Genomic DNA, 15,715 nt, shown 5'->3' with positions numbered 1-15,715 from the left:
TTTGAAATGCTGAGTCCTTACATGTCGCCCATCGAACGGGTGTGGTTCTACAGCTTGCGGATCCTCTGCGGCCTGATCCTGCTGTTCCTGATTCTGCCGGTACTGGTCATCGTGCCGCTGTCGTTCAACTCGGGCAGTTTCCTGGTGTATCCGCTGCAGGGCTTTTCGCTGCAGTGGTATCACGACTTCTTCGCTTCGGCAGAGTGGATGCGCGCGCTGAAGAACAGCATCATCGTCGCCCCGGCGGCCACGGTACTGGCGATGGTCTTCGGCACGCTGGCGGCGATCGGCCTGACCCGTGGCGACTTCCCCGGCAAATCCCTGGTGATGGCGCTGGTGATTTCGCCGATGGTGGTGCCGGTGGTGATCATTGGTGTGGCGAGTTATCTGTTCTTCGCGCCGCTGGGGCTGGGCAACAGCTTCTTCTCGTTGATCGTGGTGCACGCGGTGCTCGGTGTGCCGTTCGTGATCATCACCGTGTCGGCGACGTTGCAGGGGTTCAACCACAATCTGGTACGCGCTGCGGCGAGTCTTGGTGCATCGCCACTGACGGCGTTCCGCCGGGTGACCTTGCCGCTGATTGCACCGGGGGTGATTTCCGGGGCGCTTTTTGCCTTCGCGACGTCGTTCGATGAGGTGGTAGTGACGCTGTTCCTCGCCGGCCCCGAGCAAGCGACTCTGCCACGGCAGATGTTCAGCGGGATCCGCGAGAACCTCAGCCCGACGATTGCGGCGGCGGCAACCTTGCTGATCGCTTTTTCCGTCATTCTGCTGCTGACCCTGGAATGGCTGCGTGGTCGCAGCGAAAAACTGCGTACCGCGCAGGTCTGACGCCCAGATCAAAAGCCACCCCTCACCCCAGCCCTCTCCCCCAAGGGGGCGAGGGGGAAAGGGGGCAGATCTTCATGCTGTTCAGAATCTGAGTTCGACTCGGTATTGCACGTCGATGGACTTCGAGAGTGCAGCTCGGTCAGTCCCCTCTCCCTACGGGAGAGGGTTAGGGTGAGGGGCTTTTGCTCCTGATTATTCACCAACTGAATACCAGACAACCCGAAACCCTCAACTACGCTTGTGCTCAGCTCCCACATCTATAAGAGGCTGCGCACGATGAGTCTGTCCCAGTTCAAAATCGCTCACAAACTGATCACCGGCGCCGGGGCCATCGAGCAACTGGCCGCCGAACTCACCCGCCTCGATATCGACAACCCGCTGATCGTCACCGACGCCGCGCTGGTCAAATCCGGCACCGTGGAGCTGGCGCTGTGCCAATTGGGCGGGCGCGAGTACGAGATTTTTGATCGGGTGCTGCCGGACCCGGAAATCGCCATCGTCGAAGATTGCATGCGCGTCTATCGCGAGGGCGGGCATGACGGCTTGATCGGTCTCGGTGGCGGCAGTGCCATCGACATCGCCAAGAGTGTCGCCGCGTATGCCGGATACCACGGCGCGCTGGAAGACCTGTTCGGCGTCGATCAGGTGCCGCGCAAAGGCCCGCCGCTGATCGCCATCCCGACCACCGCCGGCACCGGCTCGGAAGTGACCAACGTCGCCATCCTCTCGGACAAGGTCGCGCAACTGAAGAAAGGCATCGTCAGCGATTATCTGTTGCCGGACGTGGCGCTGGTCAGTCCGCAAATGACCCTGACCTGCCCGCGCAGCGTCACCGCCGCCAGTGGCGTCGATGCGCTGGTGCATGCCATTGAATCCTATCTGTCGGTCAACGCTTCGCCGATCACCGATTCGCTGGCGCTCGGCGCAATCAGGTTGATTGCCAGGTCGCTGCCCAAGGCCTATGCCAATGGCGCCAATCTGCAGGCCCGTGAGGACATGGCCACCGCCAGCCTGATGGCCGGGATGGCGTTCGGCAATGCCGGGGTCGGCGCGGTGCATGCGTTGGCCTATCCGTTGGGTGGGCGTTTCAACATCGCCCATGGCGTCAGTAACGCCTTGTTGCTGCCGTACGTCATGACCTGGAACAAGATGGCCTGCGTCGAGCGCATGCAGGATATCGCCGAAGCCATGGGGGTGAAGACGGCTCATCTGAGCGCCACCGAGGCGGCGGACAAAGCCGTGCAGGCGATGACCGACCTGTGCGCTGCGGTGGAAATTCCGGCCGGGCTGCGCAGTTTCGGTGTACCCGAGGAGGCGATCCCGGCCATGGCCGTGGAGGCCGCGGGAATCGAGCGTCTGATGCGCAACAACCCGCGCAAGCTCAGCGCTGCGGATATCGAGAAGATCTACCGAGCGGCGTACTGATCATCGCGGTCACGGTGCGCGCACGGAAACTTGAGGTATACAATGCGCGCCATCGTGATTTAGCTCAGAAAAGGTGCGTCATGCAGCCCTTCGTAATTGCTCCGTCGATTCTCTCCGCCGACTTCGCCCGCCTCGGCGAAGAAGTGGACAATGTTCTGGCCGCCGGTGCCGACTTCGTCCACTTCGATGTCATGGACAACCACTACGTGCCGAACCTGACTATCGGCCCGATGGTCTGCGCGGCACTGCGCAAGTACGGCATCACCGCGCCGATCGATGCGCACCTGATGGTCAGCCCGGTGGATCGCATCGTTGGCGACTTTATCGAGGCCGGCGCGACCTACATCACCTTCCACCCGGAAGCCACGCTGCACGTCGATCGTTCGCTGCAACTGATCCGTGAAGGCGGCTGCAAATCCGGCCTGGTGTTCAACCCGGCGACCCCGCTGGACGTGCTCAAGTACGTGATCGACAAGGTCGACATGGTCTTGCTGATGAGCGTCAACCCTGGCTTCGGCGGGCAGAAGTTCATTCCTGGCACCCTCGACAAACTGCGCGAAGCGCGGGCGATCATCGATGCCTCGGGGCGTGACATCCGTCTGGAAATCGACGGCGGCGTCAACGTCAACAACATCCGTGAAATCGCGGCCGCTGGCGCTGACACCTTTGTGGCCGGCTCGGCAATCTTCAATGCGCCGAACTATCAGGAAGTCATCGACAAGATGCGTTCCGAACTGGCGCTGGCGCGCCCATGAGCGGTTTTGAGCAGCTGTTCCCGGGGCAACTGCCACGGTTGGTGATGTTCGATCTGGATGGCACGTTGATCGACTCGGTTCCCGACCTGGCGGCGGCGGTGGACACCATGCTGCTCTCCCTCGGCCGCAAGCCTGCCGGTATCGAGGCGGTGCGCGAGTGGATCGGCAATGGCGCACCGGTGCTGGTGCGCCGGGCGCTGGCCGGTGGCATCGATCATTCGGCGGTGGATGACGTCGAGGCCGAGCACGCGCTGGAAGCATTCATGGAAGCCTATGGCGCGAGCCACGAGTTGACCGTGGTCTATCCCGGCGTACGCGACACTCTCAAATGGCTGCACAAACAGGGCGTGGCCATGGCATTGATCACCAACAAGCCGGAGCGTTTTGTCGCGCCGCTGCTGGATCAGATGAAGATCGGCCGCTACTTCAAGTGGATCATCGGTGGCGACACCCTGCCGCAAAAGAAACCCGACCCGGCCGCGCTGTTCTTCGTGATGAAAATGGCCAACATTCCTGCCTCGCAATCGCTGTTCGTCGGCGATTCGCGCAGCGACGTGCTGGCGGCGAAAGCGGCGGGGGTCAAGTGCGTGGCGCTGAGCTACGGCTACAACCACGGTCGACCGATTGCCGAGGAATCCCCGGCACTGGTGATCGACGATCTGCGCAAGCTAATTCCCGGTTGCCTCGGTACAGCCGCTGAGATAACGTTGCCCGACGCTGCTCAATCCCATTCTGGAAACGCCATCGTGGTGGTCACCCGCAAACTCTGGATGAAAGTCATCAAGGCCCTGGCCCGCTGGCGTTGGCGCGCCTGACTGGTTCCTGGCCGGCTTGCCGGCGCGTTTGCACACCTGACTGATTTGCCCCTCACACCACGAGGCACCCCATGATCCGCGAAGAATTCCTGCGCCTGGCCGCTGACGGCTACAACCGCATTCCGTTGGCCTGCGAAACCCTGGCCGACTTCGACACCCCGCTGTCGATCTACCTGAAACTGGCCGACCAGCCAAACTCCTACCTGCTCGAATCGGTGCAGGGTGGCGAGAAATGGGGCCGTTATTCGATCATCGGCCTGCCGTGCCGCACCGTGCTGCGGGTGCACGACCATCACGTGAGCATCACCGTCGATGGCGTCGAGACCGAAAGCCATGACGTCGAAGACCCGCTGGCTTTCGTCGAAACCTTCAAGGCCCGCTACAACGTGCCGACCATCGCCGGTCTGCCGCGTTTCAACGGTGGTCTGGTCGGCTACTTCGGTTACGACTGCGTGCGCTATGTCGAGAAACGTCTGGGCAAATGCCCGAACCCGGATCCACTGGGCGTGCCGGACATTCTGCTGATGGTCTCTGATGCGGTGGTGGTATTCGACAACCTCGCCGGCAAGATGCACGCGATTGTCCTCGCTGACCCGGCGCAAGCCGATGCTTACGAGCAGGGGCAGGCGCAATTGCAGGAACTGCTGGAGAAGCTGCGCCAGCCGATCACCCCGCGCCGTGGCCTGGATTTCAGCAAGCAACAAGCGGCTGATCCGGTGTTCCGCTCCAGTTTCACCCAGAGCGACTACGAAAAAGCCGTCGACACCATCAAGGAATACATCCTCGCGGGCGACTGCATGCAGGTCGTGCCGTCGCAGCGCATGTCGATCGACTTCAAGGCCGCGCCGATCGATCTGTACCGCGCCCTGCGTTGCTTCAACCCGACGCCGTACATGTACTTCTTCAACTTCGGCGACTTCCACGTCGTCGGCAGTTCGCCGGAAGTGCTGGTACGGGTCGAAGACAACCTGATCACCGTGCGCCCGATTGCCGGCACTCGTCCACGCGGAGCCACCGAAGAAGCGGATCTGGCGCTGGAAGAAGACCTGCTGTCGGACGATAAGGAGATCGCCGAGCACTTGATGCTGATCGATCTGGGTCGTAACGACACTGGCCGGGTTTCGGAAATCGGTTCGGTGAAGCTCACCGAAAAAATGGTCATCGAGCGCTATTCCAACGTGATGCACATCGTCTCCAACGTCACCGGCCAATTGAAGGCCGGGCTGACCGCGATGGACGCGCTGCGGGCGATTCTGCCGGCGGGCACCTTGTCCGGCGCACCGAAGATCCGTGCGATGGAAATCATCGACGAACTGGAGCCGGTCAAGCGTGGCGTGTATGGCGGTGCGGTCGGTTACTTCGCCTGGAACGGCAACATGGACACCGCGATTGCGATTCGTACCGCAGTGATCAAGAACGGCGAACTGCACGTGCAGGCCGGTGGCGGCATCGTTGCCGACTCGGTGCCGGCGCTGGAGTGGGAAGAAACCCTGAACAAGCGCCGCGCGATGTTCCGCGCCGTGGCCCTGGCTGAGCAGACCCCGGAAAGCTGAGTCCACACAATCCCCCTGTGGGAGCGGGCTTGCTCGCGAATACGGGCTGGCATTCAAAATTGATGTCGGCTGATACACCGCTTTCGCGAGCAAGCCCGCTCCCACATTGTGTTTGTGATCAGCCATAAAAAAACGCGGCGCCTGTGAGGGCGCCGCGTTTTTTATGCCAGTAGATCAGAAATCAAGGCTGACCCCGACGTTCACCCCCTGCTGGGTAAAGTCATCATCCTTGCGCACGTTGTAGCTGGCGCGCAACGCCAAATCCTGCGTGAGCTTATGGCTCACGCCCAGGTTCAGGCGATTGAGGTTGGTCTGCGGCTCGTAGCCTTCGAGCGTGAAACGGTTGCCCGGCAAGCTGTTGAGGTTGATGGTCAGATCCTGGCGGTCGTCGTTGTACTCACGTTCGTGAGCGAACTCACCGAACACTTCAGTCTGCGCGGTGATCTGGTACTTGCCCTGGATACCCACGCCCAGACGCCGCGAGTTGCGCGACTGGTCGTCAAAAGTCAGCGCCGTGGAGTCAGCGCCTTTTTCCGAGTAGCCATCGACTTCGGTCTTGCCAAAGTCGGCACTGACGAACGGCGACAGGTGCCACGGGCTGCTGGCCTGCTGCGCGATGTCGTAGCCGAGGCGGCCGCTGATCGCCAGCACGTAACCGTCGGTATCGCCTTTCTCTCCGCGCTCGTTGACCCCAAGCTGGAATTTACGCTTGAGGCTGTCGTAGTCGAGTTTGCCGGCGGTCATCGCCAGATCGCCCCACCAGCGGTTTTGCTGATACTGGGCGAACGCGGTGCCCATGTAGGAGTTGAGTTTGTATTCCGAGTCGGCGTCGCCGGCTTCGAGTTTCTGGTGATAGAAACCTGCGGCCAAGCCGACACGCCAGGCTTCGTTGACGCGATAGCTGCCGCCGATGTTCAGGTTATACCCGTTGCCATCGGCACTGGCCGCACTGTGCTGGCTGTCGAAATCCTGATGTTGACCGCCGCCGGCAACGATGGCGCGCCATTGGCCCACGGCTTGCCAGTTTTCCCAATCGGCCAGCCATTGATTGCGCAGTTCATCCTGATGCGCGCGCAACGAACCCTGGGCCATTTCCGGCAGCAGGGTCAGCTCCCAAGGGGCGGCCAGCAGCGAGTAGGCGTAGTCGGCAATCAAGCGCTGGCCGGCTTCGGTCGGGTGCACTGCGTCGTTGTAGATCAGCTTGGTCGGATCCGGCGTGGCGCTGTTGATGCCGTATCGGGCGTTCTCGGTGCAACTGTTGCCGCTGAAGCAGGTGGCCGTCAGGTTCTGGTCGGTCGCGAGGCCGAACTGCGCCGGGTTGGCGAAGGCTTCTTTGAGCAGCACCGGGATGTTCAGTGGGATGATTTCGGCGTTGATGCCCTGCAACTGCCTGACCAGCTCGGTGTTGAACTGGGCGCTGAGCTGCGAGGTGAAACCCTGCAGCGGCGAGCCGTTGATGGCCGGGGTCAGGCCGATGTCCGGCAGCAGCCAGACCATGATGTATTTGGCGCCGGCGCCTTGCAGCGTGCGGGCGCTGTCGGCCAGGCGATCGGCTGCGGCGCTGGCCTGATCGAGACTGAGTACGCGGCCCTGAAGGAAATCGTTGCCGCCCCCCGACAGGTAATACAGCGCGTTCGGATCGGCACGGAAGCCGTTCGACGGCAGATAACCGCTGCGGGTGCGTTCGCCGGTGGCGGACTGGGTGGTGATCGAGTCGAGGATCTGGTCGGTACGGTAACCGCCCACCGCCCAGTTGTTGCCATCGGCCAGACCTTCACCGGCGCGCACGGCCGAAGACGAGGAGGCGGTCTGGTCGGGGCTGAAACCCAGTTTGCCGCCGATGATCTGGGTGGCGTTGAGGTCGCGGTTTTCCCCGGTGCCGTCCTTGTACAGCGGGCCGGTGCGGTTGGTGTAGCGCTGCGTGGCGCCGGCCGGGCCGCCGGTATCCCTGAAGGTCCCGGCGTCGTTCAGGCTGTCGCCGAACACGATGAAGTTCGAATAGGGGGCGAGTGCTGCGTAGGCCTGGGCGCAAGCCATGGCGAGCAGGCAACCGGCAAGCGGTACAAACAACGTCTGTTTGATCATGAGCAAGTCCGTTTATTTATTGTTGTAGGTGAACGAAACGACAGTACCAAAAACTCCCGGCGTTTTGCCATCGGTCGCGAAGCCTCCCTTAGTTTTGTCCCCCGTCAGCCCCGCCATATTGCACGCTCCGTCCAGCTAAGTTACTGTGCCGGAACGTATGAACGAGACCTTTCCCGTGTTGATCGTCAGCAAACTTCTGGATCAAGTCATCAAGGCACACGCCCGTTGGCGTTGGCGCGCCTGAATCTTTTCTGCCGGCCCGGCCGGATCTGTATCGCTTTGCCTTCCTTACCCGTTTGAAATGCCGCTGTGCCGACGCCACCTGCGCGTCCGACATCGTGCAGCGCCCTGCGGGCAAGTCATTCGAAGGCTGTCTTCAAGTCAGAATTCAAGAGGTTCGAAACGCCATGTTGCTGATGATCGACAACTACGACTCCTTTACTTACAACGTTGTGCAGTACCTGGGCGAGCTGGGTGCCGAGGTCAAAGTCGTGCGCAACGATGAACTGACCGTCGCCGAAATCGAAGCGCTCAACCCCGAGCGCATCGTGGTCTCGCCAGGCCCGTGCACGCCGACCGAAGCCGGCATTTCCATCGAAGCCATCAAGCATTTCGCCGGCAAACTGCCGATCCTCGGCGTCTGCCTCGGCCATCAGTCCATCGGTCAGGCCTTCGGCGGCGACGTAGTGCGCGCCCGCCAGGTGATGCACGGTAAGACTAGCCCGGTATTCCATGAGGACAAGGGTGTTTTCGCCGGTCTGAATCGTCCGCTGACGGTTACCCGCTACCACTCGCTGATCGTCAAGCACGATACTTTGCCCGAGTGCCTGGAACTGACCGCGTGGACGCAGCACGATGATGGTTCAGTCGACGAAATCATGGGCCTGCGGCACAAGACCCTGAACATTGAGGGCGTACAGTTCCACCCCGAGTCGATCCTCACCGAGCAGGGTCATGAACTGTTTGCCAACTTCCTCAAACAAACCGGCGGCACGCGCTAAGGACTCCCATGAATATCAAGACAGCCCTGAGCCGTATCGTCGAACACCTCGACCTCAGCACCGAAGAAATGCGCGACGTGATGCGCGAAATCATGACCGGCCAATGCACCGAGGCGCAGATCGGCGCATTCATGATGGCCATGCGCATGAAAAGCGAGAGCATCGATGAAATCGTCGGCGCCGTTTCGGTGATGCGTGAGCTGGCCGATCAGGTCGAACTCAAGACCCTCGACGGCGTGGTCGATGTGGTCGGTACCGGCGGTGACGGTGCGAACATTTTCAACGTGTCGACGGCGTCCGCGTTTGTCGTCGCGGCAGCCGGTTGCACCGTGGCCAAGCACGGCAACCGCGCAGTATCTGGCAAGAGCGGCAGCGCCGACTTGCTCGAAGCCGCCGGCATTTATCTGAACCTGACGCCGGTGCAGGTGGCCCGTTGCATCGACAACGTCGGCATCGGTTTCATGTTTGCCCAGACCCACCACAAAGCCATGAAGTACGCCGCCGGCCCGCGTCGCGATCTCGGCCTGCGTACGCTGTTCAACATGCTCGGCCCGCTTACGAATCCGGCCGGTGTCAAACATCAGGTGGTGGGCGTGTTTACCCCTGCGCTGTGCCGGCCGTTGGCCGAAGTCTTGCAGCGCCTGGGCAGCAAGCACGTACTGGTGGTGCATTCGAAGGACGGTCTGGACGAGTTCAGTCTTGCCGCGCCGACTTTTGTGGCTGAGCTGAAGAACAACGAAATCACCGAATATTGGGTCGAGCCGGAAGATCTGGGCATGAAGAGCCAGAGCCTGCACGGTCTGTCGGTCGAAGGCCCGGAAGCTTCGCTGGCACTGATCCGCGATGCGCTGGGCAAGCGCAAGACCGAAAACGGCCAGAAGGCTGCCGAAATGATTGTGCTCAATGCCGGTGCGGCGCTGTACGCGGCTGACCTGGCGACCAGTCTCAAAGAAGGCGTGGCGCTTGCGCACGACGCACTGCACACCGGTCTTGCTCGGGAAAAGCTCGAGGAGTTGGGTGCCTTTACCGCGGTATTCAAAGTGGAGAATGAGGGATGAGTGTACCGACGGTTCTGGAAAACATTCTGGCGCGCAAAGTCCAGGAAGTCGCCGAGCGTAGCGCTCGTGTCAGCCTGAGCGAGCTGGAAAGTCTGGCCAAGGCGGCCGATGCACCCCGTGGTTTTGCCCAGGCATTGCTGGCGCAGGCCAAGAAGAAGCAGCCGGCGGTGATCGCTGAAATCAAGAAGGCTTCGCCGAGCAAAGGTGTGATTCGCGAGAACTTCGTGCCTGCCGACATCGCCAAGAGCTACGAGAAGGGCGGGGCGACCTGTCTTTCCGTGCTGACCGATATCGACTACTTCCAGGGCGCTGATGTCTACCTGCAACAGGCCCGCGCCGCGTGCAAATTGCCGGTGATCCGCAAGGACTTCATGATCGATCCGTACCAGATCGTCGAAGCCCGCGCGCTGGGCGCCGATTGCGTGCTGTTGATCGTCTCCGCACTGGACGACGTGAAAATGGCTGAGTTGGCCTCGGTCGCCAAAGGCGTCGGTCTCGACGTGCTGGTGGAAGTGCACGACGGCGATGAGCTGGAACGCGCACTGAAAACCCTCGACACGCCGCTGGTCGGGGTCAACAACCGCAATCTGCACACCTTCGACGTCAGCCTGGAAACCACCCTCGACCTGCTGCCGCGCATCCCGCGCGACCGTATGGTGATTACCGAGAGCGGCATCCTCAACCGTGCCGATGTTGAGCTGATGGAAATCAGCGACGTTTATGCGTTCCTGGTCGGCGAAGCGTTCATGCGCGCGGAAAGCCCGGGCACCGAACTGCAGCGCCTGTTCTTCCCGGAGCGTGGCGTGCCGGTCAGTGGTTCGACCCTCGACTGATCTGCTTCAGACCGAGTCGCCCCTTTCGCGAGCAGGCTCGCTCCCACAGGAAATGTATTCTTGATGTGGGAGCGAGCCTGCTCGCGAAGGGGTCATAAGATTCACTACAGACTGCTCGTCTAACGGATTTCTTTATGACTCCAGTTTGCCTCCCCATCGAAGCCGGCCTGCAAGCCGAACAAGACTTGCTCGCTTCCGTCTGCGCCGGCGACGCCGAATTCGGCCTGCTGTTCTGGCAGCCCAGCGATCGTGCCCTGGTCATGCCGCGCCGCCTCAATCGTCTGCCTGGTTTCGAGCATGCCTGCGAAGTCTCCGCTGCTGCCGGTTGGCCAGTCTTGCTGCGGGAAACCGGCGGTGAACCGGTCCCGCAATCCGCTTCAACCATCAACATCGCATTGGTTTACGCCCCGCCCCGCAGCGAGGGCGATCTGAACCGCATCGAAACCGGTTACCGGCGCCTGTGTGATCCGATCTGTGAGTTGCTGGATGAGTTGGGCGGTGTGTCGTCGTTGGGCGAAATCGACGGCGCGTTCTGCGACGGTCGTTTCAACGTCAATCTCGACGGCCGCAAGATGGTCGGCACCGCTCAGCGCTGGCGCCAGAGTCAGGGCGGTCAGCGTCCGGTGGGGCTGGTGCACGGGGCGATGCTGATGGATAACGAGCGCGAGTCGATGGTTGCAGCGGTCAATCGCTTCAACGAGGCTTGCGGTCTGGAGCAGCGGGTGCGCGCCGAAAGCCACATCGCCCTGCATGAGAAGTTCGTCGCGCCAACGGCTTTGGCGCGTCTGGATGAGCTGTTTCGTCTGATGCTGGCGCAGGTCTACAGCGCCTGATTTTGCGCGCTTAGCGCGTACCGAAGACCACCATGGTCTTGCCTTTCACATCGACCAGGTTGCGTTCTTCAAGATCCTTGAGCACGCGACCGACCATCTCCCGCGAACAACCGACAATCCGGCCGATTTCCTGACGGGTCACCTTGATCTGCATGCCGTCAGGGTGAGTCATAGCGTCGGGCTGCTTGCACAACTCCAGCAGGCAGCGGGCCACACGACCGGTAACGTCGAAGAACGCCAGGTCGCCGACCTTGCGCGTGGTATTGCGCAGACGTTGGGCGATTTGTCCGCTGAGGACGTAAAGAATGTCTGGATCCTGCTGCGACAGTTCGCGGAACTTCACGTAGCTGATTTCGGCGATTTCGCATTCGACCTTGGCCCGCACCCATGCGCTGCGTTGCTGTTCCTGGCCTGCCTGTTCGAAGAGACCCAGCTCGCCGAAGAAGTCCCCGGCGTTGAGGTAGGCGATGATCATTTCGCGGCCGTCGTCATCTTCGATCAAGATGGTGACCGAACCTTTGATGATGAAGTACAGCGTGTCCGAGCGATCGCCGGCGCAGATGATGTTGCTCTTGGCCGCATGGCGACGGCGCTGGCAATGCATCAACAGCTTGTCGAGGTTCTTGATTTTGGGTGTGGGGGTAATAGCAACCATGGTTGTATCCCGAAAAGACTGCACGGTGATGTTTGATTTTTTTATGAGGCGCTGAAGGCGGTCGCTACACAGGCTGACAATTGGCGCCAGCGAATTGGCGCCAGCTTACCAGACACTTCGTCGAAAATTCGAGAAATTACCTACGCAGCTGAGGCATCCGTCCTAGGAACGCCGGGCGCTGCCAGAGCAAAGGCCTGTGCTAAGCTGGCGACCCTTTTTTCTACAGTGGAGTCTTGGCGATGAAGGCACGCATCCAATGGGCTGGCGAAGCCATGTTCCTCGGCGAATCCGGTAGCGGTCATGTTGTGGTCATGGACGGACCGCCGGACGCCGGTGGTCGTAATCTGGGTGTTCGCCCGATGGAAATGCTCCTGCTGGGCGTTGGCGGTTGCAGCAACTTCGACGTGGTCAGCATCCTGAAGAAGTCGCGTCAGGCGGTTGAAAGCTGCGAAGCGTTCCTCGAAGCCGAGCGCGCGACCGAAGATCCGAAGGTGTTCACCAAGATCCACATGCACTTCGTGGTCAAGGGCCGTGGCCTGAAAGAAGCCCAGGTCAAGCGCGCCATCGAACTGTCTGCCGAGAAGTATTGCTCGGCCTCGATCATGCTCGGCGCGGCCGGCGTGGCGATCACTCACGATTATGAAATCGTCGAGCTCGGTTGAATCGACATTCAACTATCATAAAAGCAGTGCAGACTCTGGCGATCCCTCGCTGACGTCTGCATAATGCGCCACTTTTTTCAGGGCAGTGATCGGTCAACCGACGGATCGTCCGCCTGAACAGATAACCAAAATCGCCATCGCGAAGAGGTGTTAACCGTCCTACGCAGGTGCGTTGTTCGCACTTGACGGGCATGCTTGATCACGCGGCTGCGCCGCATACATAGAGAGTTTTTAACGGTGAAAAGCAAACTCAAGCTCCACGGGTTCAATAACCTGACAAAGACCTTGAGCTTCAACATCTATGACATCTGCTACGCGGAAACCCCGCAAGACCAGCAGGCTTACGTCGAGTACATCAATCAAGAGTACAACGCCGAACGCCTGACGCAGATCCTCACGGAAGTTGTCGAAATCATTGGTGCCAACATTCTGAACATCGCGAGTCAGAACTATGAGCCTCAGGGTGCCAGCGTCACGATTCTGATCTCGGAAGAGCCGGTGACCCCGACTGACAGCCAGATCGAAGAGTCCCCGGGTCCATTGCCCGAAATCATCCTTGCCCACCTCGACAAGAGCCACATCACGGTGCATACCTATCCGGAAATCCATCCGGACGCCGGTATCGCGACGTTCCGTGTGGACATTGATGTGTCGACCTGTGGTGTCATTTCACCGCTGAAAGCGCTCAACTTCCTCATTCACCAGTTCGATTCGGACATCGTGACTGTGGATTACCGTGTGCGCGGCTTCACCCGTGACGTTGAAGGCAACAAGCATTTCATCGACCACGAGATCAATTCGATCCAGAACTACCTTTCCGAAGACACTCGCGACGCGTATCAGATGACCGACGTGAACGTGTACCAGGAAAACCTGTTCCACACCAAAATGCTGCTGAAGAACTTCGAACTGGATAACTACCTGTTCGGCGACGCCACCAGCAACCTGTCCGCTGAACAGCGTGCTCAGGTGACCGAGCGTGTGAAACACGAAATGCTGGAAATCTTCTACGCGCGCAACATGCCGGCGTAAGATTCCCGGGCACAAAAAAGGCGACTACCGTGCGGTAGTCGCCTTTTTTATTGCCGAAAAACAGAATCCTGTGGGAGCGGGCTTGCTCGCGAAGAGGCCCTTTGCGGCAATACAGATATCAGATCCGATAAGTACTCTTGGTCATCACCTTCGCCAACAGACTCATCCCGAACTTCACCGGCGCCGGAAAACGGAAACCACCCGCATCCAGTGCACTCTCCGCATGATGCTCTTCATCAATGCGCATCTGTTCCAGAATCGCCCGGGACTTCTCGTCCTCGGCCGGCAATTGTTCCAGGTGCTCGTTCAAGTGCTTGCACACCTGATGCTCGGTGGCCGCGACGAAGCCAAGGCTGACCTTGTCACTGATCAGACCAGCTACAGCGCCGATGCCGAACGACATTCCATAGAACAGCGGATTGAGCACGCTGGTGTGGCTGCCCAGTTGATGGATGCGCTGTTCGCACCACACCAGGTGATCGATTTCTTCTTCGGCGGCGTGCTCCATGGCAGCACGCACCTGCGGCAATTTTGCAGTCAGCGCCTGCCCTTGGTACAGCGCCTGGGCGCAGACCTCGCCGGTGTGGTTGATGCGCATCAGGCCAGCGACGTGGCGGGTGTCCTCGTCGCTCATCTGCACATCCGGCTGCACGATGGCTGGCGACGGACGGTAGGGCTGACCGCTGAAGGGCAGCAGGGTCCGCATCGCGGCATCGGCTTGCAGCAGAAGACGGTCAATCGGCGAGTAGTGACGTTGGGTAGTCATGCTGACCTCCGGGAAAAATCTCGACCGCCAGTTTAACCGAATCGGCCGGGGAAGGTTTGCGCTGGGTCATTTGCCACGCGGTCATGCTTTTGGTGGGAGCGGGCTTGCTCGCGAAGGCGTCGGCACCTTCAGAATATCAATGTCAGACACTCCGCTTTCGCGAGCAAGCCCGCTCCTACAGGGGCGGATGCAGTGAATCAGCCCGGCGGCCAGTTCATCTGGCGCTGACCCAGTACGTGCATATGAATGTGATAGACGGTCTGACCACCTTTTTCATTGCAGTTCATCACCACCCGGAAGCCTTCCTCGCAGCCCAGCTCCAGCGCCAGACGCTGGGCAGTGAACAGGATGTGCCCGGCCAGTGCCTTGTCGTCTTCGGTCAGGTCGTTGAGGGTGCGCACCGGTTTCTTCGGGATCACCAGAAAATGCACCGGTGCCTGAGGGGCGATGTCGTGGAACGCCAGAACCTGGTCGTCCTCGTAAATGATCTTGGCCGGGATCTCCCGGTTGATGATCTTGGTGAACAGAGTATCCACTGCTGTTTTCTCCGTTGTGGGGGCTGGCCTGAGTGTACTCATGGGAAATGACCCCGCCCAGTGTTTTGCCGTAGGACAGTTCAGCGTGGGCAGTAAGCCTTGTTGACCATGCCGACGATGGTGCGATTGAGCCAGCGCGAGCCGAGGCGTGGCAGGAAGGCCAGCCAGCGGTTGCGTCGTCCCGGAATGATGATGGCGCGGTTTTTCTCCAGTGCACGCACGGTGTAAAGCGCGACTTCCTCGGGACTCATCAGCAGTTTGCTGTCCTTGAGTTTGTCGCTGTTGAGCTGCGCGGTGCGGAAGAATGCGGTGCGGGTCGGGCCGGGGCAAAGTACCGAGACTTTGACCGCGCTCTGTTTCAGTTCAACCCGCAGCGCTTCGGAGAAGTGCAATACGTAAGCCTTGCTGGCGTAGTAAGTGCTCATCCACGGGCCGGGATTGAACGCCGCCACCGAGGCGACGTTGAGGATCTGTCCGCCGCCCTGCAGCGCCATGCTGTTGCCGATGGCGTGGCACAGGCGGGTGAGGGCGAGGATGTTGACTTCGATCAGATCCTGCTCGGTCATCCAGTCTTGGGCGAGGAACGGGCCGCAGGTGCCGATGCCGGCGCAATTGACCAGCAGATCGATCTGCCGGTCGCCTTCTTCCAGTTCCAGCAGGAAGCCGGACAAGCGCAATGGCTCGCCCAGGTCGCAGGCGCGGAACAACACCTCCACGCCAAAGCGCTGGGTCAGTTCGATCGCGATACTTTCCAGCTGATCACGCTGGCGGGCCACCAGAATCAGGCTGCGACCGCGCCGGGCCAGCGCTTCGGCCATGGCCAGGCCGATGCCGCTGGAGGCGCCGGTGATCAGAGCGTAACGGGTCATGCAATT

The 15,715-nt window shown here is 60.5% G+C and carries 16 protein-coding genes; 11 read left to right on the top strand and 5 right to left on the bottom strand.

Annotated elements, in window-relative coordinates:
• Nucleotides 1-6 precede the first annotated feature (6 nt).
• From ACOYXG_RS24175 to trpE, 5 genes are all read left to right on the top strand, one after another.
• Nucleotides 7-831 (top strand): ABC transporter permease, encoded by an 825-nt coding sequence (locus ACOYXG_RS24175; RefSeq protein WP_095137404.1) that lies wholly within the window; start codon nt 7-9, stop codon nt 829-831.
• Between the two features lie 276 nt (nt 832-1,107).
• Nucleotides 1,108-2,256: an iron-containing alcohol dehydrogenase gene (locus ACOYXG_RS24170; RefSeq protein ID WP_096796646.1), complete on the top strand. Its 1,149-nt coding sequence runs from the start codon at nt 1,108-1,110 to the stop codon at nt 2,254-2,256.
• Nucleotides 2,257-2,336: 80 nt separating this feature from the next.
• Nucleotides 2,337-3,011, top strand: a complete 675-nt coding sequence (rpe, locus tag ACOYXG_RS24165; RefSeq protein ID WP_003228808.1) for a ribulose-phosphate 3-epimerase — start codon at nt 2,337-2,339, stop codon at nt 3,009-3,011.
• Entirely contained in the window at nt 3,008-3,826 is an 819-nt protein-coding gene (locus tag ACOYXG_RS24160) for a phosphoglycolate phosphatase (protein WP_460354379.1), read from the top strand. Before rpe ends, ACOYXG_RS24160 begins: the two co-directional genes overlap by 4 nt.
• 71 nt (nt 3,827-3,897) lie before the next feature.
• Nucleotides 3,898-5,379, top strand: coding sequence for an anthranilate synthase component I (gene trpE / locus ACOYXG_RS24155; RefSeq protein WP_003228804.1), 1,482 nt, complete (start codon nt 3,898-3,900; stop codon nt 5,377-5,379).
• 174 nt (nt 5,380-5,553) lie between these two features.
• Here trpE and estP read toward each other — a convergent pair whose 3' ends face one another.
• Nucleotides 5,554-7,464, bottom strand: coding sequence for an esterase EstP (gene estP / locus ACOYXG_RS24150; protein WP_414888233.1), 1,911 nt, complete (start codon nt 7,462-7,464; stop codon nt 5,554-5,556).
• Nucleotides 7,465-7,871: 407 nt separating this feature from the next.
• Here estP and ACOYXG_RS24145 point away from each other — a divergent pair, with 407 nt between their 5' ends.
• From ACOYXG_RS24145 to ACOYXG_RS24130, 4 genes are all read left to right on the top strand, one after another.
• A complete protein-coding gene (locus ACOYXG_RS24145) occupies nt 7,872-8,465 on the top strand; it encodes an aminodeoxychorismate/anthranilate synthase component II (protein WP_150370219.1) in 594 nt (197 codons plus the stop codon).
• Nucleotides 8,466-8,473: 8 nt separating this feature from the next.
• On the top strand, nt 8,474-9,523 hold the full coding sequence (trpD, locus tag ACOYXG_RS24140) for an anthranilate phosphoribosyltransferase (protein ID WP_003228800.1): 1,050 nt from the start codon (nt 8,474-8,476) through the stop codon (nt 9,521-9,523).
• On the top strand, nt 9,520-10,356 hold the full coding sequence (gene trpC, locus ACOYXG_RS24135; RefSeq protein WP_098965892.1) for an indole-3-glycerol phosphate synthase TrpC: 837 nt from the start codon (nt 9,520-9,522) through the stop codon (nt 10,354-10,356). The genes trpD and trpC overlap by 4 nt, the downstream gene beginning before the upstream one ends.
• 134 nt (nt 10,357-10,490) lie before the next feature.
• Entirely contained in the window at nt 10,491-11,189 is a 699-nt protein-coding gene (locus ACOYXG_RS24130; protein ID WP_027610736.1) for a lipoate--protein ligase family protein, read from the top strand.
• A 10-nt stretch (nt 11,190-11,199) separates the two neighbouring features.
• On the opposite strand, the gene crp is transcribed toward ACOYXG_RS24130, so the two are convergent.
• The gene (gene crp / locus ACOYXG_RS24125; protein WP_007966430.1) at nt 11,200-11,844 is read right to left on the bottom strand and encodes a cAMP-activated global transcriptional regulator CRP; all 645 of its coding nucleotides are present in this window, start codon (nt 11,842-11,844) and stop codon (nt 11,200-11,202) included.
• A gap of 239 nt (nt 11,845-12,083) precedes the next feature.
• Between crp and ACOYXG_RS24120 the strand changes: the two genes are divergently transcribed.
• Nucleotides 12,084-12,506, top strand: coding sequence for an OsmC family protein (locus ACOYXG_RS24120; RefSeq protein ID WP_003228794.1), 423 nt, complete (start codon nt 12,084-12,086; stop codon nt 12,504-12,506).
• Nucleotides 12,507-12,743: 237 nt separating this feature from the next.
• Nucleotides 12,744-13,538, top strand: a complete 795-nt coding sequence (gene speD / locus ACOYXG_RS24115) for an adenosylmethionine decarboxylase (protein WP_047296949.1) — start codon at nt 12,744-12,746, stop codon at nt 13,536-13,538.
• Between the two features lie 118 nt (nt 13,539-13,656).
• Here speD and coq7 read toward each other — a convergent pair whose 3' ends face one another.
• The 3 genes from coq7 to ACOYXG_RS24100 form a co-directional block, all read right to left on the bottom strand.
• Nucleotides 13,657-14,304, bottom strand: a complete 648-nt coding sequence (coq7, locus tag ACOYXG_RS24110; protein ID WP_027610738.1) for a 2-polyprenyl-3-methyl-6-methoxy-1,4-benzoquinone monooxygenase — start codon at nt 14,302-14,304, stop codon at nt 13,657-13,659.
• A 197-nt stretch (nt 14,305-14,501) separates the two neighbouring features.
• Complete coding sequence (locus ACOYXG_RS24105; RefSeq protein WP_003228789.1) at nt 14,502-14,840, bottom strand: histidine triad nucleotide-binding protein; 339 nt, start codon at nt 14,838-14,840, stop codon at nt 14,502-14,504.
• Between the two features lie 80 nt (nt 14,841-14,920).
• Nucleotides 14,921-15,709, bottom strand: coding sequence for an SDR family NAD(P)-dependent oxidoreductase (locus ACOYXG_RS24100; protein ID WP_027610739.1), 789 nt, complete (start codon nt 15,707-15,709; stop codon nt 14,921-14,923).
• Between the last annotated feature and the right edge of the window lie 6 nt (nt 15,710-15,715).

Source organism: Pseudomonas sp. G3-39, from assembly GCF_054790485.1.
The sequence above is the reverse complement of the archived record's forward strand: the minus strand, read 5'-3'. Positions and strand labels throughout refer to the sequence as shown.